General features: G+C 36.8%; 20 protein-coding genes and 1 pseudogene. 4 read left to right on the forward strand and 17 right to left on the reverse strand.

Features of this window, described 5'->3' with window-relative positions:
* Positions 1-36: 36 nt before the first annotated feature.
* Together fbp and AC1VNJ_RS08070 are read right to left on the reverse strand one after the other, a co-directional pair.
* Positions 37-1,965: a fructose-1,6-bisphosphatase gene (gene fbp / locus AC1VNJ_RS08065; RefSeq protein ID WP_482640576.1), complete on the reverse strand. Its 1,929-nt coding sequence runs from the start codon at positions 1,963-1,965 to the stop codon at positions 37-39.
* An 875-nt stretch (positions 1,966-2,840) separates the two neighbouring features.
* Positions 2,841-3,716: a YitT family protein gene (locus tag AC1VNJ_RS08070; RefSeq protein ID WP_013058095.1), complete on the reverse strand. Its 876-nt coding sequence runs from the start codon at positions 3,714-3,716 to the stop codon at positions 2,841-2,843.
* A gap of 290 nt (positions 3,717-4,006) precedes the next feature.
* Between AC1VNJ_RS08070 and AC1VNJ_RS08075 the strand changes: the two genes are divergently transcribed.
* Positions 4,007-4,207: a cold-shock protein gene (locus tag AC1VNJ_RS08075; protein WP_029714163.1), complete on the forward strand. Its 201-nt coding sequence runs from the start codon at positions 4,007-4,009 to the stop codon at positions 4,205-4,207.
* Positions 4,208-4,404: 197 nt separating this feature from the next.
* Here AC1VNJ_RS08075 and AC1VNJ_RS08080 read toward each other — a convergent pair whose 3' ends face one another.
* The 8 genes and pseudogenes from AC1VNJ_RS08080 to AC1VNJ_RS08115 all read right to left on the reverse strand — a co-directional run bounded on the left by AC1VNJ_RS08080 (position 4,405) and on the right by AC1VNJ_RS08115 (position 11,320).
* On the reverse strand, positions 4,405-4,578 hold the full coding sequence (locus tag AC1VNJ_RS08080) for a hypothetical protein (protein ID WP_165636422.1): 174 nt from the start codon (positions 4,576-4,578) through the stop codon (positions 4,405-4,407).
* A 207-nt stretch (positions 4,579-4,785) separates the two neighbouring features.
* On the reverse strand, positions 4,786-4,989 hold the full coding sequence (locus AC1VNJ_RS08085; protein WP_014459099.1) for a cold-shock protein: 204 nt from the start codon (positions 4,987-4,989) through the stop codon (positions 4,786-4,788).
* 294 nt (positions 4,990-5,283) lie between these two features.
* A complete protein-coding gene (locus AC1VNJ_RS08090; protein WP_482640577.1) occupies positions 5,284-6,687 on the reverse strand; it encodes an MFS transporter in 1,404 nt (467 codons plus the stop codon).
* Between the two features lie 796 nt (positions 6,688-7,483).
* Complete coding sequence (locus AC1VNJ_RS08095) at positions 7,484-8,698, reverse strand: threonine synthase (RefSeq protein ID WP_482640578.1); 1,215 nt, start codon at positions 8,696-8,698, stop codon at positions 7,484-7,486.
* A gap of 425 nt (positions 8,699-9,123) precedes the next feature.
* Complete coding sequence (locus AC1VNJ_RS08100) at positions 9,124-9,438, reverse strand: hypothetical protein (protein WP_243494922.1); 315 nt, start codon at positions 9,436-9,438, stop codon at positions 9,124-9,126.
* Positions 9,439-9,450: 12 nt separating this feature from the next.
* Complete coding sequence (locus tag AC1VNJ_RS08105; protein ID WP_033580225.1) at positions 9,451-9,732, reverse strand: hypothetical protein; 282 nt, start codon at positions 9,730-9,732, stop codon at positions 9,451-9,453.
* Between the two features lie 59 nt (positions 9,733-9,791).
* A pseudogene (locus AC1VNJ_RS08110) lies at positions 9,792-10,366 on the reverse strand (NAD(P)-dependent oxidoreductase).
* Positions 10,367-10,543: 177 nt separating this feature from the next.
* Entirely contained in the window at positions 10,544-11,320 is a 777-nt protein-coding gene (locus AC1VNJ_RS08115) for an SDR family NAD(P)-dependent oxidoreductase (RefSeq protein ID WP_482640579.1), read from the reverse strand.
* 233 nt (positions 11,321-11,553) lie between these two features.
* Between AC1VNJ_RS08115 and AC1VNJ_RS08120 the strand changes: the two genes are divergently transcribed.
* Complete coding sequence (locus AC1VNJ_RS08120) at positions 11,554-11,688, forward strand: hypothetical protein (protein WP_258524406.1); 135 nt, start codon at positions 11,554-11,556, stop codon at positions 11,686-11,688.
* Positions 11,689-11,765: 77 nt separating this feature from the next.
* On the opposite strand, the gene AC1VNJ_RS08125 is transcribed toward AC1VNJ_RS08120, so the two are convergent.
* From AC1VNJ_RS08125 to AC1VNJ_RS08135, 3 genes are all read right to left on the reverse strand, one after another.
* On the reverse strand, positions 11,766-12,506 hold the full coding sequence (locus tag AC1VNJ_RS08125; RefSeq protein ID WP_482640580.1) for a CPBP family intramembrane glutamic endopeptidase: 741 nt from the start codon (positions 12,504-12,506) through the stop codon (positions 11,766-11,768).
* 158 nt (positions 12,507-12,664) lie between these two features.
* Entirely contained in the window at positions 12,665-12,892 is a 228-nt protein-coding gene (locus tag AC1VNJ_RS08130; protein WP_221832444.1) for a hypothetical protein, read from the reverse strand.
* Positions 12,893-12,936: 44 nt separating this feature from the next.
* Positions 12,937-13,383 (reverse strand): helix-turn-helix domain-containing protein, encoded by a 447-nt coding sequence (locus tag AC1VNJ_RS08135; RefSeq protein ID WP_482640581.1) that lies wholly within the window; start codon positions 13,381-13,383, stop codon positions 12,937-12,939.
* Positions 13,384-13,638: 255 nt separating this feature from the next.
* Between AC1VNJ_RS08135 and AC1VNJ_RS08140 the strand changes: the two genes are divergently transcribed.
* Together AC1VNJ_RS08140 and AC1VNJ_RS08145 are read left to right on the forward strand one after the other, a co-directional pair.
* On the forward strand, positions 13,639-14,145 hold the full coding sequence (locus AC1VNJ_RS08140) for a CcdC protein domain-containing protein (protein WP_482640582.1): 507 nt from the start codon (positions 13,639-13,641) through the stop codon (positions 14,143-14,145).
* A 215-nt stretch (positions 14,146-14,360) separates the two neighbouring features.
* Positions 14,361-15,305, forward strand: a complete 945-nt coding sequence (locus AC1VNJ_RS08145; RefSeq protein ID WP_482640583.1) for a phosphotriesterase family protein — start codon at positions 14,361-14,363, stop codon at positions 15,303-15,305.
* 72 nt (positions 15,306-15,377) lie between these two features.
* Here AC1VNJ_RS08145 and AC1VNJ_RS08150 read toward each other — a convergent pair whose 3' ends face one another.
* From AC1VNJ_RS08150 to AC1VNJ_RS08165, 4 genes are all read right to left on the reverse strand, one after another.
* On the reverse strand, positions 15,378-16,640 hold the full coding sequence (locus tag AC1VNJ_RS08150) for a SulP family inorganic anion transporter (protein ID WP_482640584.1): 1,263 nt from the start codon (positions 16,638-16,640) through the stop codon (positions 15,378-15,380).
* Between the two features lie 457 nt (positions 16,641-17,097).
* Positions 17,098-17,727 carry a hypothetical protein gene (locus AC1VNJ_RS08155; RefSeq protein ID WP_482640585.1) on the reverse strand — a complete coding sequence of 210 codons (630 nt, stop codon included), beginning with the start codon at positions 17,725-17,727 and terminating at the stop codon, positions 17,098-17,100.
* Positions 17,728-18,227: 500 nt separating this feature from the next.
* On the reverse strand, positions 18,228-18,437 hold the full coding sequence (locus tag AC1VNJ_RS08160) for a hypothetical protein (RefSeq protein WP_482640586.1): 210 nt from the start codon (positions 18,435-18,437) through the stop codon (positions 18,228-18,230).
* A 448-nt stretch (positions 18,438-18,885) separates the two neighbouring features.
* Positions 18,886-19,191, reverse strand: coding sequence for a hypothetical protein (locus tag AC1VNJ_RS08165; RefSeq protein ID WP_257042207.1), 306 nt, complete (start codon positions 19,189-19,191; stop codon positions 18,886-18,888).
* Positions 19,192-19,291 lie beyond the last annotated feature (100 nt).

The following is a 19,291-nucleotide window of genomic DNA, read 5'->3' on the forward strand; positions in this document are numbered from 1 at the left end:
GCAGGAGCCTTTAGGCATCCTGCTCTTGTCGTATTTTTAACTATAGCGATATTTTCTTAAATCTTTTAAAATCGAAATTTCTTTTAACAATTCTTCTCCGACATTTGTTTCTAAAACCATTTTTCTTTCTAGTTCTTTATCAACCAATCGCTTTACGGATAAAACGTCCGTTCCTTCTAATAAAATCTCTTCTTTTGAATTAAAGTGTTTGTGAGCGACTAGCTGCATGCCGTAAGAATTATATAATAATGTATATCCAGCGATACCTGTTGTGGATTGATACGCTTTTGAAAAACCGCCGTCAATAACAATCATCTTTCCATTTGCTTTGACCGGGTTTTCTCCTTCGATTTCTTTGACAGGCGTATGACCATTAATAATATGACCGTGATCAGGATTCAGATTAAATTCTGCGAGGATGTTTTGGCAGACTTCCTCATTTTCCCGTAAATAGTAGTATGGATTCTTCTTCTCTTTATGCGTTGCTTTATCACTGATAAAATATCGTTCAAACGTCGTCATGGCGCGTTTCCCAAAGAGTGATGAATATTCTCCTGTCCATAGGTACCAGACCATATCTGTTGCCAAATCATCCGTTTCTTCAGGGTGAGCAAAAGCCTCTTGTAAATAATGTTCAAACACATCAAGCAAGTTACGGCCTGCATACGTTTTATCTTCTATCGTCATTTTTTCCATGTTTCCTTCTTCATCTAAAGGAATGCAGCCGTGTATTAATAAGTTTCCGTTATATTTCAAATAAAGGCTGCCTTTTTTCATAAGAAACTTCATATGTCTCGCCAGCTTTTCTGAGTGCTGCACGGAAAGCAGCAGTCTTTCCATTACCTGCTCTTCTTCTTCTAATAGCTGATCAGGCTGCGCCGGATTAACTGTTGCAAAGCAGCTGTTTTCCAGCGGATACGTGTTTCCGTATATCGAAATTTCATTTTTATCATAATCAATTTTTTCAAGCAATAGCCTTTCTGACATATTAAAGAAAGGACGTCTTTTTATAATCGGACTTTCCAGCTTGAACTGAATCATCGCAATGGCCTGATGAATTTTCGTAATTTGTAGTCGCTCGTGATCGGATAGTTTGTCACTCGAGCTTACTTTTGGTCTAAAAGCAGGATTATCATCATAATATTTCTCCGCCAAGTTAAGCAGCGGTCTCAGGTTAATGCCATATACGTCTTCAATAATATCTAGATTGTCGTATCTCGCGCAGATACGAATAATATTAGCTAAGCACACTTTTGAACCCGCAAAAGCGCCTAGCCACAGCACATCGTGATTTCCCCACTGAATATCAACGGAGTGATAATTAATGAGCGTATCCATAATTTTATCCGGTTCAGGTCCACGGTCATAAATATCCCCTACTACGTGCAGATGGTCCACAACCAACCTTTGCGTCGTATAAGCAAGGCCTATAATAAGCTTATCGGCTTGTCCTAGAGAAATAATCTGCTGAACAATTTTTGTATAGTACTGTTCTTTATTTGTAAATTCATCCGTTTTATATAGCAGTTCTTCAATAATGTACACAAATTGATCCGGCAATGCTTTACGCAGTTTAGAACGCGTGTATTTAGAAGAAGCGTACGAAATAAGATTAAGCATACGATCAATGATTTCTTTATACCATTGATAGAGTTCCTTTTTGTTTCGAAACTGTGCTTTAATCAACGGTAATTTTTCTTCAGGGTAATACACTAATGTCGCAAATTCATTGATTTCTTTGTCAGATAATACATTTTTAAAAAGGTCTTTGATTTTCTCTTTTACATTTCCTGAACCATTTCGCAGCACATGCTGAAAGGCTTGATACTCGCCGTGTAAATCACTGACAAAATGCTCGGTCCCCTTTGGCAGATGAAGAATAGCTTCAAGGTTAATAATTTCGGTTACCACTTTTTCTTCCGTATCATACTTTTGTGCAAGTAAATCTAGATATTTTGTGTTCAAAACTATGTATCCCCTTTCAACGTTCACCATTTAGTATAATCACCGTTATAACCCTGTAAGATAAATTGTGATTATAATGTTACGCACCTCTTATTTAACTCTTTTCTCTCCATGCCTCACCTCTTTATTTTAACCTATTTTACGTATGGGTAAAATGGTATAAAGTCTATTTGTCTATAAAGATTAAGCAGTCTTGCCCCCTTGAAGATGATAGCTAGCTGGTAACAAAAAAAACCTGCTGATCTTAGTCAACAGGTTCGATACATATGAAAGAAGCGCACATAATTAAGAAAGTTTACTCCGACCTCTATACAATAGCAGAGTTTTTCTTCCCTCGCTGTGAGAAAACGCACAGCGCCAAGTCCTTTCTGGTGGTACGATAAAGATGACCTTTCTGAGACAGGAAAAGTCATCCTTTGTATGATATAAGAATCATCATTCTGTTGAATCTCTGTTCTTCTACGTTCAGAGATTTTTTCTGTTGGCTTTGTTAAATACAGCACGAGAGGAAAGTGAATACAAATACATGTGGTACACGTAGGCTATCTGAGTCTGCTGTTTGACGGCGGAAGAAGTTGCATGTGGCTTTTCCGAGTAACAATTGCTTCTATTATAATATGGAACGCTGTTGTCAAGTTTCCAAGGAAGAAATACAAAGGAAAAATCATTACGTGAATGTATGCAGGTACCCTATCTACTTTAACTCTGACCGTCTCATTTTTTCAGCATATCCGATTTTAAAACCCTCCGCTCAGCAAGTGGATTTTACCATATAAAAAAGCAGCGGATGTAAAACATCACGCTGCTTTTTCTTATCTCTACACGCCTAAGTAAAAAAGGATGTAGTAGAGTGTTCTTACAATGTATTGATGATGTTAGTGAATATTATTCTTTCGGAAATTACCGCCTTTAACTTCGGCTACGTCATATACCGTAACAAAAGCCGTCGGGTCAATTTCATTGATAATTTCTTTCATTTTGCTTTCTTCCAAGCGGTTGATTACACATGTGATTTCCTTGAATTTCTCATGAGAGTATCCGCCGTAAGCTTCTTTATATGTAGCGCTTCGACCTAAACGATCACGTATTGTCTCTACCATTAACGCAGGCTGAGAAGTGATAATCTGGAAGGTTTTCGATCCGCTTAGACCTACTTCTACGATGTGAATAACTTTGGATGCAATAAAGTATGCAATTGCAGAAAGAATCGCGCCTTGCAGACCAAATACTAATGAAACAAAAATAAATACAAACGCGTTTAAGAACAAAATAAGATCACTTGTTCCAAACGGCAGTTTTCGAGAAAGCAGTACAGCTAGCATATCGATGCCATCTAAGGCCCCGCCGTTACGCAGTGCAATTCCCATTCCAAAACCAAGGATAATACCGCCGACAACGGTTACGAGTAGTGTATCTCCTTCAATAATCGCTGGAGTATGATGCATGAGGCTTGTACCGACAGCTAATGAGACGATTCCGAGGATTGAAAAGATGGCAAAACTTTTCCCGATTTGTTGATATCCTAACCATACAAAAGGAATGTTGATAACGGCGATGAGAACCCCAAGTGGCAAGCCAAATAGGTTTGAAGCAACGATGCTAATGCCTGTTACCCCTCCATCTGAAACATGGTTTGGAATTAAGACAGTTTCTAAGCCGTAAGCTGCAATAATCCCTCCGATAATGACCATTAATGCTCGGAAAGCAATTTTTAGCCGCTTAGGCCTGTGATGTTTTTTAGTTGTGTTCATATAATTCCTCGCTTTTAAATGTTTTTTACTATTTAAGTGTACCACAAACATTCTCTTTATTTGAACTGAGGAGGCTTACGTATCGTTTTTTAGCTCACATAGTGCAAACATAGACAAAGGAGAACTTCTAGCTGTACAGACTCTATCCTTGCAATAAGTCTCTATTTCTGTTAAGTTTAAGAAGAATTATTTTTGTTCGGCAAAGATTGATAAGTTACATAACTTTCGTCTATAGATTTGAGCAAGGATAGTAATACAATGTGTGCGTGTCACACTAGGAGGCAACAATTATGGAACAAGGTAAAGTAAAATGGTTTAACGCAGAAAAAGGTTTTGGATTCATCGAACGCGAAAACGGAGACGATGTATTTGTACATTTCTCAGCAATCCAAAGCGAAGGCTTCAAATCTTTAGACGAAGGTCAAGAAGTTACATTTGAAGTAGAACAAGGTCAACGCGGCCCTCAAGCTACTAACGTTCAAAAAGCGTAATCCATCATAAATAGAAAAAGACAGACTCCATGGAGTCTGTCTTTTTCATTACTTTGAAAATGTAATAATAAAACCCTATCCACTGAGGAATAGGGCTTATTAATACAAAAATAGTAATCGGTAATACAAATGGTAAACTCAGTATAGCATAGTATTGGCGGAATCCAAACTATAAATCAAAATTTCTTCATGAATAATTATGATTCGTGCTTCATTAACTCTTCTTCAAAGAAAAATGTACTGGGATATTTATCAACTGTATAAGAATATCTTTTCATATTTTTCACATACTGACTTTTTACAATGATCACTATTTCATTAGATGCTTTTATACTTACTGTTTCTCCATTAGCAAATAAGCTTATAGTCATATCCTTCATCCTCTCTTATATCAAAACCAATCAAATTTTTAACTTTATTTATCGGGAAATATAATGTGCAGCTTATATTTGAGACCTTATCAGCATTCTGATAGTCAGCAACCTTTTCCAACGGCTAGTCCAATGAAGATTTCTTTTTTAATTATTAAAATCCAAAGCAAAAAGACCCCTATGTGGAGTCTTTTTACGTTGGATTAATTATGCTACTTTATGAACGTTAGCAGCTTGTGCTCCGCGTTGACCTTGTTCAATGTCAAACGTTACTTTTTGACCTTCTTCTAACGACTTAAAGCCTTCACCTTGAATAGAGCTGAAATGTACGAATACATCGTCTCCGCCTTCAACTTCGATAAAGCCGAAGCCTTTGTCTGCATTAAACCATTTCACTGTACCTTGTTCCATAATATTGCCTCCTGGTGTGGAATACTCCACGCTTGTATTACTACCCTTGTCCAACCATACTATCTTAAGATAAAAAATTCTATGGAAGAGATTTCTCTTCTCTCAATCTTATACCGAACAAAAATAATTAACTCAATCGTAACATACAGAATCAAAGATAGCAAATACAGGGAATGGAATAAATCGTCGAACGATAAAAAGAGCCTTCTCTTTGTAGCTCTATACAAAGAGAAGGCTCTTTTGAGTGTTCCTATTTTACGAAGCAGTTGATGTAGCACCTGCTGTTTATTTACTTTATTTTTCTGTTTGCTCTGTGTGCCACCATAATGAATCTTTTGGATTTTCAACCGCTTCATTGTATTCAGATTTAGAAGCAACCGTTGGGTATGAACCTTTGAGTGATTTTCCTGCTGTGTTCGCAAACAAGAATAAAATCACGAAAAATCCGATGATGCTCACAATCGTTAAATAGAACGCTGGAGCCAAGTGATTGCCCGTTGCGTGAACTAACCATGTCGCAACTAATGGCGTCGTTCCTCCAAAGATAGAAACTGAAACATTAAACGTGATCGCTAATGTTCGGTAGCGGATATCTGTGTAGAACATTGTTGGCAGCGTTCCTGGCATTGTTCCTTCATACGTAGCAAGTAAAACACCTAGAATAAGAATACCGATTGAAATAAAAACTAAACCATTTAAGTTGATTAAATAGAACGAAAAGGCTGACAGTAAGCTCAATCCGCCTAAACCGATTAAGAAAACTTTCTTGTTTCCGATTTTATCGCTCAGTTTTCCAAACATAAGAGCAAGCGGCACCATTAAAATCATAACTGCCGTAATTAATACCGTACCAACTGTGTTTGATAAACCAATAATTTCATTCAAATAAGAAGGCATGTACGATAATAGCATATAGTTTGTAACGTTAAAGAAAGCCACGGCTACGAAACAAACAAACACATCTTTTTTGTGATTTTTTAAAATAGAGAGGAAGCTTTCTTCTTCAACTTCGTCTTCGTTGGAAAGTTCATTTTCAAAAATAGGTGTTTCCCCTAAACTTCTTCGTAAATAAAAACCAATAAGTCCTAAAGGCAATCCTAATAAGAAGGGAATTCTCCAGCCCCATGAGGCCATCTGTTTATCCGAGAGAACAAAAAACAGTAAGCTGGCTAGCAGTGAAGCAAGAATATAGCCAACAAGTGTACCGATTTCTAGTCCACTTCCAAGCACATTTCGCTTATTGTCTGGAGACGATTCTGCAATATACACCATCGCACCAGCATATTCACCACCAGTTGAAAAACCTTGAATGATTCGTGCAATTAATAAAAGGATGGGTGCCCATATACCGATTTGATCATATGTAGGTAACAACCCAATGAGTAATGTGGAAAAGGCCATTAAAATAATGGTGGTGGTTAAAACGACTTTCCTTCCTAACTTGTCTCCAATTTTACCGAATATAACACCGCCTAATGGACGCATTAAAAAGGCAATCGCAAATGTGGCAAATGTGAACACTAATTTGAGCTGATCATTTTCAACTGCACTAAAAAAGTTTTGACTAATAATAACGGCTAAATATGAATACAAGCCAAAGTCAAACCATTCCATCGCGTTTCCTACTCCTGTAGCAAAGACGCTTTTTTTAGCTTTGTCAATATCTACGACGTTAATTTTTTTCTTGTTAAACTTCATTTCATCACGTCACCTCCGCGGTATACGATTATACAAGACTGAGTAGTAAAGTCAAATTTGACTTACTGTAATTCACACGTAACTGTCTTGGAACACTACTTATTTTTAAGTAAAAAACAAAAAATATTCATCTGGTGGTAAATATAAAAAAGGTTGCTGCTAAAGGGGTTAGAGCAAGAAAAATGCTAAAGAATAATCGTTGATAAAGAAATTAATTAAAAATAAAATAATTTTTTTATTTCAACGTACAATTCACGGATCATAATTTCCACTCAGATCACCTGACAATTATTGTCACAACCCATTAGATACAAGCTTCATTTTTGCAATGAATACACGGTTTTCATTACAAACATTATGTAAACTTAGTAATAAATTATAAAGCTCGTTCTAATAATTGTAACAGTGTATGATTCTGCCCTTAGAACAAAATTTCAAGAGTTGGCTAGGTTCGGGGGATAAAAATTCAGCTCCTTTCTCCCTATCATGGTTCGTGGCTTCATGGAAGTTTTCTACCGTAAAAGCAAACTGGTTTACAGCGCTGCTTTTGTCATATTCTTCAAGCTTTGTAATATGCTCGCTCAACCTCCTCACCGAGCTGTTTTTCCAAATTGAAAGATATCCTCTTTCTTCTCTTAGATACCCTCTAAGACAAACTTTAAACCTACATTCACTCATATAGTTTTGAACATAAAGATTCACTATAATTACAATTTTTTACATTAAATAAGTGTGAGTGTGCGATGACATAAAAAATAGACCTCCACTTAGACGGAGATCTATTTTTTCACTTGCTTTATTTTTTAGTAAGGCTGCCATCTCGCTCTAAAATTGGTACTTCAATATCTACCGTATTTGGATATTTAACTCCAAGCCCTGTATTTAAAGCAACAACCGTTTCGTTTTCTTTAATCCAGCCTTCTTCTCGCAAACGGCGTGCAGCTAAAAATGTAGCCGCCCCTTCCGGACAAATAAACGATCCTTCAAGCTGCGCAACCTTTTTTTGTTCTTCCACAATCTTATCTTCATCAACCGCAATCGCACATCCATTTGTATTGTATAAGGCTTCTAAAACAAGAAAGTCCCCGATTGCTTTTGGTACGTTGATACCAAAGGCGATGGTTGAAGAATCCGGCCAAAATTCAGATTCTTGTTTTCGTTCATTCCATGCTTTTACAATAGGCGCGCAGTTTTCAGCTTGTACCGCCACTAAACGAGGAAGATCACCTTTAATCCAGCCAAGCTCTTTTAATTCATTTAACGCTTTATAGATTCCAATTAAGCCAACGCCTCCTCCTGTTGGATATAAAATCACATCAGGAAGATTCCAAGAAAACTGTTCAGCAATTTCTAGGCCCATTGTTTTTTTACCTTCGATTCGGTACGGTTCTTTAAGCGTAGAAGCATCATAAAGACCCCATGCTTTAATAGCCTCACCGACAATTTTACCCGCATCACTGATGAGTCCATCGACTAAGTAAAGGTCAGCTCCAGCGACAGCACACTCATTTCGTGTAATAACAGGCGCATCTTTTGGCATGACAACCGTTGCTTTTATGTCAGCGCGCGACGAATACAGCGACCAAGCAGCTCCGGCGTTCCCATTTGTGGGCATGGCTAACTGTTCAACGCCAAGTTCTTTTGCTTTTGACACCCCTACAGCGGCGCCTCTAGCTTTAAACGATCCCGTTGGAATAATGCCTTCATCTTTCATATATAAGTTTGGAATGTTCATTTCTTTCCCTAGCTTAGGCATTTTTATAAGCGGCGTCATCCCTTCACCTAAGGACACGACGTTTTTAGGATCTTCTACTGGAAGGAGCTCATGATATCTCCATAAATTTGGTTCCCTGCTTTGAACAGCTTCTGGAGTCAAGTTAGCTTTCAATCTCTCTAAATCATACGCTACCAATAGCGGTGAGCCACATTCACATAATTGATGTTTTTCTTTTGGACTATATTCTTTTTTGCATTTAGGACAATATAAGTGAGAAACATAACTAAACGGCATCATACACACTCCTTTAAGGTTGGTAAACATAATATCTTATATAAAATATTATAGTATTTTTATCAGAATTGTAAGTTATGATTTACCCATCATTTTATTGAATATTAAAAAAGCATAAAAACTCCTGTTATATTAGGGTTTTTATGCTTCTTTCCACTTTGTTTATATTACTTTTTTTAGATTTTCCCCTAGTGATTTTAAATAAAAACGTGGAGAATAAACAAAAATCATACTTTAATTATAGGAATAATCACTTTATGGTTTTCAGCAAATTCACTTGTATTAGGAAGCAATAACTCCCCTTCGGATTTCAACACCGAAACCTTTACTATACTAGGAATACTTTCATACACAAAAGCAGCATTATCTTTCCTCATCATTAACTCATCTGCGGATATGAACTTTTGATAGTTCTCTCCCTGTTCCTAAACAGATTTATTCACATTTTCTTTCTTAAAAATCCCTATTAACAGCGTAACGAGTCCTACTAAAAAGAAAAACGGAAACAATAACATCATTAATGCAACTCCTGCAAAACCTTCTTCCTGGCTAATTGCAAACAAAATTGAAACGGCCCATGAAAAGAACGGAGCTATGATTAATATAGTTGTTGTTCCCCACACTATATATTTTCTTTTAGCTGATTTTCCTTGGCTTAGTCCGCTTGCAAACATCAGACCTAATACTAAAACCGTTAATGCCACTCCAATTGCCATTTTATCCCCGCCTTTAGCAGCCATTTATTTTTCACTTTACAGCGTTTTCTTTTTTGCCTCTTGTACGGAAATGAATACGCTTGTAACAACAAGTAAGAGTAAACCTTCTCCTATAATGATTAAACCTTTTATTTGAATGTCTAGAGCATCAAGCCCGCTTATTTTCGCAAAAGCGTAAAAAAGTAGAAATAAACCGAATAACACTGTAAAGAAGGAAATAACCAGCGCGGCTATTCTATTGTTAAATACAATACTTACAAAAAGGATTACCACAAATATGATACTAATGGCCATACAATTAGTAAGAATGAAAGACATACATACCTCCTTGAAACATCTTGTTATACCGTTTGAACATATTCGAGCTGTCAGCTATTCTAATTAGCAATGAACGGAGTTTTACCTATGTAAGATGGATTATGTATCTGCTCAATCATAAATCTCGCAATATCACGAGAAGATATCTTAAACCCTGGCATATCAAATTCATCCTCTTTTATGGCTTGAGACTTTTTGTTTTCTTTAACAAAAGGAAGGCGTATAAGCGTCCAATCTAGTTTACTTTTTCGAAGAAGCTACAATTCTTTTCTTTTATCTTCCATCATTTCAGCGTACAGAATACGAAATACACTAGCTCCTACCTTATTAAGAATTGATTTTTTATCTCCTTCTATATCTAAAGATCCCCCAGTTACTCCAACATATCTCCTTATTTCAAGCTCTTTCATAGTCTGAATAACTAATGCTGTAATTTCGCTATATAAAGGTACAGCTTTGTTAGGCTGACCGAATGTATTGATAACGGCATGGCATCCACTTAATAAGGAAAGAATGACATCTTGATCTCTAGCATACGAACGCGATAGCCTTCTTCTTTAGCTGTTTTCACTAAAAATCTACCTGCTCTTCCGGTCCCTCCAATAATCGCAATCGTATTTTTCATATCAATCATTCCTCCATATACATAGCAACAAAGTTTAGTTGATAACCACATTATACCATTTATGTATTTAAGCATGTGATAGACTCTAAGAATCTAGAATATGTTAAGATCCATTTTTAAAAAAAGAGCCCTAACTCCAGAGAGTAAAAGATTTGTGTTTGTTATCACTTACTCTTACTCTTACTCTTACTCAAACCTAAACCCAATCCCGCCGTCTACAATAATATTTTGACCCGTAACAAACGATGCGTCGTCCGAAAGAAGCCATTTTACTGCTTTTGCGGCTTCAAGCGGATCACCAATTCTGCCTAGCGCGTTTAATTTTTGATAGGACTCATTGAGCTTTGCTTTTTCCTCTGAAGATAGATCAGAAAATTTTTCTTCTAACATAGATGTCCGAAATGCACCTGGACACAGAGAGTTAATTCTTATGTTTTGATGGCCATATTCTTGAGCAACTGATTTTGTTAAAGCGATCACACCGCTTTTGCCGGCCGCATATACGCCTGTCCCTGCTGAACATAAAATAGCGTCCATTGACGACGTATTCACGATGACACCGCTGTTTTGTTTGGTCATTACCTGCAGCTGGTATTTCATACAAAGCCATACGCTTTTTAACGTAACGTTTATTAAATGGTCAAAGTCTTCTTCTTTGAATTCATGGGTAGCATTAGAAGCTGCCTCCGTGTTAGCCGCATTATTAAAGCCCACATCAATTTTTCCAAAAGTAGAGTATGTGTGGCTCACAAGGTTTTTGACATCTTGACTATTCGTTACATCCGTTTTAATAAAAAGAGAGTGAGGAGACCATTTTCTTAATACAGAAAGAGCTTCTTCTCCTTTTTCACTATTTCTAGAAGCAATCACAACATGCATGCCCTCTTTTGCGAGTAATTCCGCTGTTGCTAAGCCAATCCCCGACGTTCCACCCGTAATAATCCCTACTTTTTCTTCAAACATACGTTTCTCCCCTTTTGCGTTTAATAAAATCTCAACAAATTAAATTGAGTAACACTAGCCATAGAAGTTATTCAGCTTTGGGTAGATTAATCCCTGCTTTAAAACACTAAAAAGAGACTGGGACAAAAGGAGATTAGACGAAGTGAAAAATGAGTCATTGATCAATACTTTTGATTCGTGGTTCGTTTGTTTGTGGTAAACATAATTTTCATGTGTGTAGGTTTTTCTAGCAGTTGATTGGAGGGCAAGGCGAAGACTCCTGCGGGAAAAGCGGAACAGGTGAGACCCCGCAGGAGTGTAAGCGACGAGGAGGCTCATCGGCCCCCCGCGGAAAGCGAAGCCTTGCACGGAAATCAACTGCGATGTAACGAGCGGTTCAGCTCATGCATACTAGTTGTTGTTTTTAGATTGGATTCATATCTCGTTACGTCTCAACCTCTTTTGATTAGCTACTAACCTGATGATGAGAAACAGATAAAGTAGATTTTCGGTTCCATAAATAAAAGGCATATCCGCTTAAAAATAGAAGCAGCGCGTAATTAACAAATAAAGAATCATTTGCGTTGACAGGACTTGTAAACTGGAGAAAATTATTTAAGCCGTGAAATACGATCATAACTCCAATGGATTGACCGTTAACGATCAGTAAAGCCAAGACCAATCCAATAACAAATGCAAATAAAATTTGAAAAATTGTATTTCCTACCGATTGACCGCTTAGCATATTCAAACTGTGCGTAAAGGCAAATAGGAACGATGATAGAAGAACCGCCACTTTATAGCTTTTTGATAACAGCAAATTCAGCATAAATCCTCTAAATACCATCTCTTCTACAAATGCTATGATTAGAGTTTGGGTAAGCAAAATAAGAACAATATCTGCAGTAGAACTTCCGTGTACACCTTTGTTCCCGATGAGGATAATAAGCAAATACAAAAGAAGCGGAGAAAGAAAGAGGATTCTTGTTCTAAAGGACATGTTTTGTTGAAAGGAGAAAAAATGCTGCCACTTTTTTGTTTTTGTTAGATAAAAAGCTATTCCTATTGCTAAAGGGACAACTCCTAAAAACTGAAGATAATGTGCAGTAGGATGCGTCATGCTCACGTATGCACCGTTTACCACAAACCAAAAGATAACTAAGATTTCTAGGCCAATAACTTTCCATAAAAGCTTTGACTTGATCATCACTACACTACCTTTCTACTTTAGGCTTCATTGATAACCTATATTCGTTTTAAGGATTTTATATGTTTTCACCTTTTTATCATTCAAGCTCAAAGACCATGTGAGGCAACGCTTTTTCCTTTTAAAATAAGAAGATCGTTCCTCCTTTTTTACTGTGATTACACAAAGTACAAAAATGCACAAAACCCTGCCCATGTGACGTAATCACTGAACTCCATTTTTTTATCGCCTCTCACAAGTACATTTACAGCCCAATTCAAAGCACTTCCCTCGGACGTTTTAACTACATACTTTCTCGCTAAAGCGTATGCTCCCACTCGAAATAAGTAATAGCTGACTAAGCATAAAAAAGAGATGGTCATAAAATTTAAATTTAACTCTTTCACCTTGTACACCTCATCGTTTTTGTGTTATTACATAACATTGCTTTTTATTTCTGTTCATAAAAATCTTTTTTGACATCTTTCAAAAGCTTTAAGATTTCTTTATAAAAACAGATAATTAACATTCCAGCGATGTTTGTCACCATCATAATCATAAGATTGCCGATGATGAGACTCAGAAAATTCCCAAAAAACATGAGGCCAATTCCGATATAAAAGCCTGGGTGAAGCAGCTTATCTTCGTCTTCTTTTTCTTCTTCCTGAATGTTTATTCTGTTTTGTAACGCAGCATCATTTTTAATAAACTCATTAATAGTTGTTCCATAGATGTCGCTTAAGTTTAAAAGTTGTTGGATATCAGGGTAGCTCTGATTACCTTCCCATTTATGTATGTGCTGTACCGATACACTCAGCTGTTCAGCAACCTCTTCTTCTGACATTTTTTGTTCTTCTCTTAATTTTTTTAATTGATTTCCTAGCCTCAACTCATTCACCTCTATAACTGTGGCAGCTTGTAAACAAAATTTGTTTGCACTACGTTTTCTCGTTTTCTACAATTCTAACATATTGTGGTAAAAAAGAAAGAAACAGTAATGAGACGTATAATCCATAAAACGATACCCCTAAAAAATAGTGAGAATTCTCATGTGTAAAAAATGAAAGAATGCACTTTTATCTTCATCCTTTTATTGTTTATACTAAATAGTGGATTGTAAGAACGTAGAACTGAAAAAGGAGGCAAACTGACGATGGAAATGCTGCTTATTTATCTATTTGTTATCGCTCTTATTGGATTCATTATTTGGAGAAAAATGAAAAAGAAAAATAAGCCCATTAAAAAGAATGGACTTGGTATATTAGCACCTATTTTCTTTATAGTCATTGCATTTTCTCTTAGTCTAAGTCAGATGATGCACATACCGGGCCAATCATTTCACTTACCACCCTACTGGGAAATGCTGATTGCTGGTGTATTAGGTATTGTGTTTGGACTTATTATGCTTAGCCAAACAGACTATGAAGTAAGAGAAGACGGCTTCATTTACTCAAAGCCAAATAAAAATTTTAAATATGTGATTATTGCTATTATCTTCATAAGAATGGCTTTGAGTCAGTACTTTAAAGGGTTAGATTCGATAGACTTCGCGGTCTTAACGATGACGCTAGCCTTTATATATATTGTTATTTGGAGAGTTGGCAGCTATTTAAAATTCCGTAAATTAAATGGTGATAATTACAGTGTAAATGCTGGGTAATCATCAATATAACTAATCCTTCTTCCTGTTTGGAAAGAAGGATTTTTTGTCATAGTGAGTAAAAGTCTCGCGTGTTGTGTAAGACAACATATATATTGTATAATGCAATATGTGTTTTTTATAACAGAAGTCTATATATAAAAACAGATTATATGAAAACTGTACCTAATCATCCGCTGTTTGATTTACAGGTAGATTATGAAAGGAATCATACTATGACATTTATCAATTCTGTAACAGGCCCAGTCGATTCGTCAGAACTAGGGCTAACGTTAATCCACGAACATATGCGCGTTCGTTCTGAATCTGTTCACGCACAGTTTCCTCATTTATATGATGAGAAACAAGAAGTTGCAAAAGCAGTCGAACAAGTAAATCGTGCAAAGAAGCTCGGAGTCAACACGATCTGTGATCCAACGGTGATGGAACAAGGGCGCGATATTCGTTTTATTGAAAAAATTGCCCGCGAAACGGACACTCAAATCATTGCAGCCACAGGAATTTATACGTATAACTACATCCCTACTCACTTTCAAACTCGTAGCATTGACTATATGGCAGACCTGTTTGTTCGAGATATCGAAGTCGGCATTCAAAACACGTCGATTAAAGCAGGCTTTTTAAAATGCGCTACGGATGCACCTGGCGTAACGGCTGATGTAGAAAAAGTAATGCGCGCTGTCGCACGAGCTCATAAAAAAACGGGCGTGCCAATTATGACTCATTCACATCCTGCAAGCGGCACAGGCTTAAAGCAGCTGGACATCTTACTCGATGAAGGCGCTAATCCAAATCAAATTCTGATTGGACATACGGGAGATACGGATAACCTTGAGTATATTTCAAACATATTAAGTCAAGGTGCCTTTATCGGTATGGACCGCTACGGCCTGACAAGAGAATGTTCAACTGAAAATAGAAATAACACGGTCATTGAATTGGCTAAACAAGGCTATTCAAACCGCATGTTTCTCTCACAAGACTACTGCTGTACAATGGACTGGTTTCCAGAAGGCGTGATTGAAGAACGTTTTCCAAAATGGTCGATGAGCTTTGTATTAGAAGAAGTCGTGCCTGAGTTAAAAAGAAAAGGCGTAACGGAACAGCAGATTCAGCATATGCTTTTTGACAACGCCCGCTGCTGGTTTGAAGGAAAGTAATTAAAATATTATAAAAAACCCCCACTGTGCAAGCTTACAGTGAGGGTTTTCCGCGTATTATTCTACTTTACGTTAACCTGTTTTTCTTAATAATTTCTGCTTTTCTTGGCTCTTTTTTATCATAAAGTGGGCACCCGACAGGCATAATCCAACGGCGATTCCGATCGTCAAGTTTGTAAACACCGTTAACGAAAAGGTCGTGAGTAAAACTAGCGAATGAAATGATCTTTCTTTTACCACCTTTGCAAACTGCTCTTTTTTACTGATGTTCCATGCCACGACCATTAAAACCGGCGCGAGACTGGCAAGCGCTACGTATGAAGCATACGGAGCAAGCACTAGCAGCACAATCAACACAAAGATAGCGTGCGTGATTCCTGCGATGGGAGATGAAGCGCCGTTTTTAATATTGGTAACGGTTCTTGCAATCTCTCCTGCTGCAGGAATACCTGAAAACATCGGCGTTACCATGTTTACGATTCCCTGGCCAATCAGTTCTTTTTTGCTGCTGTGCTTTGACTTTGTCATTTCATCCGCAACGCGAGCTGTCAGCAAAGACTGTAACCCTACAAGTACAGCAATTACAAACGCAGAAGGTAAAAGAGTGACCACCCTCTCCACTGTTATATCTGGAAACGCTGGCGCCGGGAAATGACGAGGTATCTCTCCGTAAATGGAACCAATCGTTTCAAACTGATTTGCAAAGAAAAAAGATGCCAAGCCCGTTGATACAATAATTCCGAGTAAATAAGACATTCCCAGCGACTTAGGCGAAAAGTAAAGAACAATTAAAATCGTAGCTAAGCACAATCCTGCTGTAGCGATACTATAGATGTTGATGAAGTGTAAATTACCAAAGATCTCTTTTATATTCAAATGAAAAAACTGAAATTTGTCAATCGCGTGCAGCCCAAGGAAGTTTGGTATCTGCCCGCTAAAGATAATCAGCGCAATTCCTGACTGAAATCCTACAATAATAGAGGACGGAAAATACTTGATTAAAGCTCCTACTTTACATAGCGCAAAGATAATGAGGAGAATTCCGGACATAAAGCCGGCAATTAATAAGTTTTCATAGCCATATTGCAACACAATTCCTAATAAAACAGGAACAAACGCACCGGTAGGTCCCGCGATTTGAAACCTACATCCACCTAAAATAGCAATTAGCAAGCCCGCTACAATTGTTGTATAAAGTCCTGTAACAGGCGATATTCCAGAAGCTATCGCAAATCCTAACCCTAAAGGTATAGCTATAATGCCAACAACAATACCCGATAGTATATCTTTCTTCAAATGCTGCAAGGAGTAATTTCGAAAAACCTCTAGATTCATAAGTGTACATCAGCCTCCATTTTAAGTAGTGAGGTTACCCATTCGTATTTTGGTCATACAACCTTATTGAGCTTTCAACCATTCAAAATAAGGTGGGCTACTCGATTACTTCTATCTTAAAGGAGACAACTTACAAAAAAATAAAGAGGAAATTAGAAGTTTCTTAGCGAGTTATTAAAATTTTCTTAAAAATTCTTACTTTTTATTCTTTTAGTTATTTTTTAGATAAAATGCGGTTCTTTGTTGTAAATAAAGCAAGAGAACTAGACCCTATAGTAACGATAGAATGAATGGATGTGGACAGGCTGTGTTTAAAAATCTTTAAGTTTAAGTAGACGACACGCCTACCTCCATTCGTTTAACTATATTCGAATTCATAGGAAGCTCGGTTACTAATTACAAACGTGAACACTAAAAGACAGAGGCTTTGAATTATAATTCAAAGCCCCTGTTTTTACTAATAAGATATATAATACCAATTTCTTTGTATCTTTTTTATTTCATCAAACTTCAGACCAAAATCGCCTGATGAAGGTTTACGGTTTTTTGGGTCATACACAAAACCCGAGAAATGGCCGAATAGTCCACTGTTTGTAAAGAAAAGTACGGAGGTTGCCTTTCCTTTGGTTTCTACTGCAACATCATCTCGACCTCTGGACACACTCGCATACTCTTTCGGTAGATCAATCAGCGATGAGTTGTCGGGTTCATTGGAGAAAGGAATGAGCGATGGGTAGTCGATTCCATCGGCTTTCAAGACGCCACTTTGTATGTTAGCTGTCACTTCTTCTCTCTTCTGCTGATGGAGTTTAAAGTTTATGTCCAAATTAAGCTGCTCAAACGGCATGAAGAACCACAGCACAGCGGTTATCACTTGAATAACTAAAGGTAGCCACTTTCTACTGCTAAACAGATAAATTCCTGTCCACAGCGTTAGCAGTAAAAAGAAAGGAATGATAAAGAATAACCATATATATGGACTTACGTATTTCCCTATACGATCATCTAAATCCCATTGAAACAGTGACAGTAAAAAAATGAGCAAACTACTACATAACGATAAAATTAAGGTTAAATGACGTTTCACACACTTCCCTCTCCCTGGAATAATTCTTTTTTACCCTTCACTGTATATTAAAGTCCTTATGGGAACGTACATATACTTCACACATGTTTCATTACTATAATGTGACTTCTAGACATCAAACCAGCCTTTGGATTTATAAATCTAAAGGCTGGTAGTCTAACTGGATATTTTTTAATATTTTTATGCCAAAAGGTTAATTGATGAGGATCACATAGATATACAATACGCATTCCGAGCTTTTTTAACTACCATAATAATACTTTACAAAATTCATGATAGCTAACAGGATGACTAACACAATTAAAAACCCTTCTATTAATATCCTTCGCCCTTCTTTTGGGGATTTCTTTTGTTTTTTATGGGCGTAAAAAATCAGTTTTCGAAAGGCAAGGTGCAGCAAAATGATAAAAACCAACATACCAACCTTTACGAGAATTAACAGGTAATCACATCCTTTTTCACAAACAAAATAAAGAACGAACGTCCAATTGGTAAATAACTCAGCTATGAAACTTTTTATTTTCTTTGTTCTTTTGATGCTCTACAAAAAATGAGACTGGGACTGCTCCAATACATATACCTATGGAAATAAACAGCGCCTGGTTTAGCTGAAAACTCGTATTTCCTGCTGCTTTACTATAAATCATAAAACATACGAAGCTCAAAAAGCCTATAGCTAAAGGAATGAGCGCGTGCTTGTACCATTTCATTCTAGTAGCCTCCTCTCTTTTTCAACCCGCCTAGCTTGATAGTGGCAGCATTTTTTAGATTGAGAGATGCACTCAACATTATGTATCAATCATCTTTTATAAAAAGTGACTTCCTAAAATAAAGCTGGCTAAAAGAACGATTACAGCTACTCCTCTCAATATATAACTTTAACTTTCACTCAAAGGTTTACCCCTTCTTTCACTTATAACAAGGTGAATGTAAAAAAGATAAAAAGAGAAAAGAAAACCCATACCCGCTGTCACAGTTATGACTATTTCCAAATTATCACATCTCCTTTTTCTTCCTTTTCCTTCTTTTCTTCTTGTTAAACAAGTTTAGCCAAATAGTCAGCGGCGCCTCCCTAGAACATACGAGTCCTCTTGAAATCATACAAAAATAAAAAAGGCAGGATTTCTCCTGCCTTTTTGCATATGTAATTCCTCTTTACTATGTCAACTCAGCGCTTTTAGCGAGCATAAAAGCAGAGATACTAAACAAAACAATCAATAAAGAAGCGGCATGTAACAGTAAAAAAAGAAATTTTTGGCCGCCTTTAATGAAGCACGAATAAATCATTCCTAGGATTGTTACTAAGATTAAAAGTGCTGCTGCTACTTTAATTACTATAGCAAAGAAAGCTCCGGCAAATACAATTGACGGAATAAAACACGCTACAATAATTATGTACAAAATCAGTGTAGCAATAAAAGCGGTTTTTGATACGTTTGAAGCCCGTTTAAACAAATTCCCCATATAGTCTCCTTTCACATTTTAAAACTGCATCTTTTACTATAATACATGTGCTTAGAGGACACAATTAACTTTTGTGAAAACCTTAATAAGTTAAGCTTGA

It is taken from the genome of Priestia sp. 3CA3 (assembly GCF_056836725.1).

Coding starts and splice junctions, on each gene's coding strand:
- AC1VNJ_RS08115 (WP_482640579.1), bottom strand. CDS start 11,320: ATGTTTGAAGAAAAAGTAGGGATTATTACGGGTGGAACGTCGGGGATT.
- AC1VNJ_RS08100 (WP_243494922.1), bottom strand. CDS start 9,438: ATGGCTGCTAAAGGCGGGGATAAAATGGCAATTGGAGTGGCATTAACG.
- AC1VNJ_RS08150 (WP_482640584.1), bottom strand. CDS start 16,640: ATGAATCTAGAGGTTTTTCGAAATTACTCCTTGCAGCATTTGAAGAAA.
- AC1VNJ_RS08105 (WP_033580225.1), bottom strand. CDS start 9,732: ATGTCTTTCATTCTTACTAATTGTATGGCCATTAGTATCATATTTGTG.
- AC1VNJ_RS08165 (WP_257042207.1), bottom strand. CDS start 19,191: ATGGGGAATTTGTTTAAACGGGCTTCAAACGTATCAAAAACCGCTTTT.
- AC1VNJ_RS08085 (WP_014459099.1), bottom strand. CDS start 4,989: ATGGAACAAGGTACAGTGAAATGGTTTAATGCAGACAAAGGCTTCGGC.
- AC1VNJ_RS08140 (WP_482640582.1), top strand. CDS start 13,639: ATGGAAATGCTGCTTATTTATCTATTTGTTATCGCTCTTATTGGATTC.
- AC1VNJ_RS08090 (WP_482640577.1), bottom strand. CDS start 6,687: ATGAAGTTTAACAAGAAAAAAATTAACGTCGTAGATATTGACAAAGCT.
- AC1VNJ_RS08075 (WP_029714163.1), top strand. CDS start 4,007: ATGGAACAAGGTAAAGTAAAATGGTTTAACGCAGAAAAAGGTTTTGGA.
- AC1VNJ_RS08070 (WP_013058095.1), bottom strand. CDS start 3,716: ATGAACACAACTAAAAAACATCACAGGCCTAAGCGGCTAAAAATTGCT.
- AC1VNJ_RS08145 (WP_482640583.1), top strand. CDS start 14,361: ATGACATTTATCAATTCTGTAACAGGCCCAGTCGATTCGTCAGAACTA.
- AC1VNJ_RS08080 (WP_165636422.1), bottom strand. CDS start 4,578: ATGACTATAAGCTTATTTGCTAATGGAGAAACAGTAAGTATAAAAGCA.
- AC1VNJ_RS08095 (WP_482640578.1), bottom strand. CDS start 8,698: ATGCCGTTTAGTTATGTTTCTCACTTATATTGTCCTAAATGCAAAAAA.
- AC1VNJ_RS08125 (WP_482640580.1), bottom strand. CDS start 12,506: ATGATCAAGTCAAAGCTTTTATGGAAAGTTATTGGCCTAGAAATCTTA.
- AC1VNJ_RS08160 (WP_482640586.1), bottom strand. CDS start 18,437: ATGAAATGGTACAAGCACGCGCTCATTCCTTTAGCTATAGGCTTTTTG.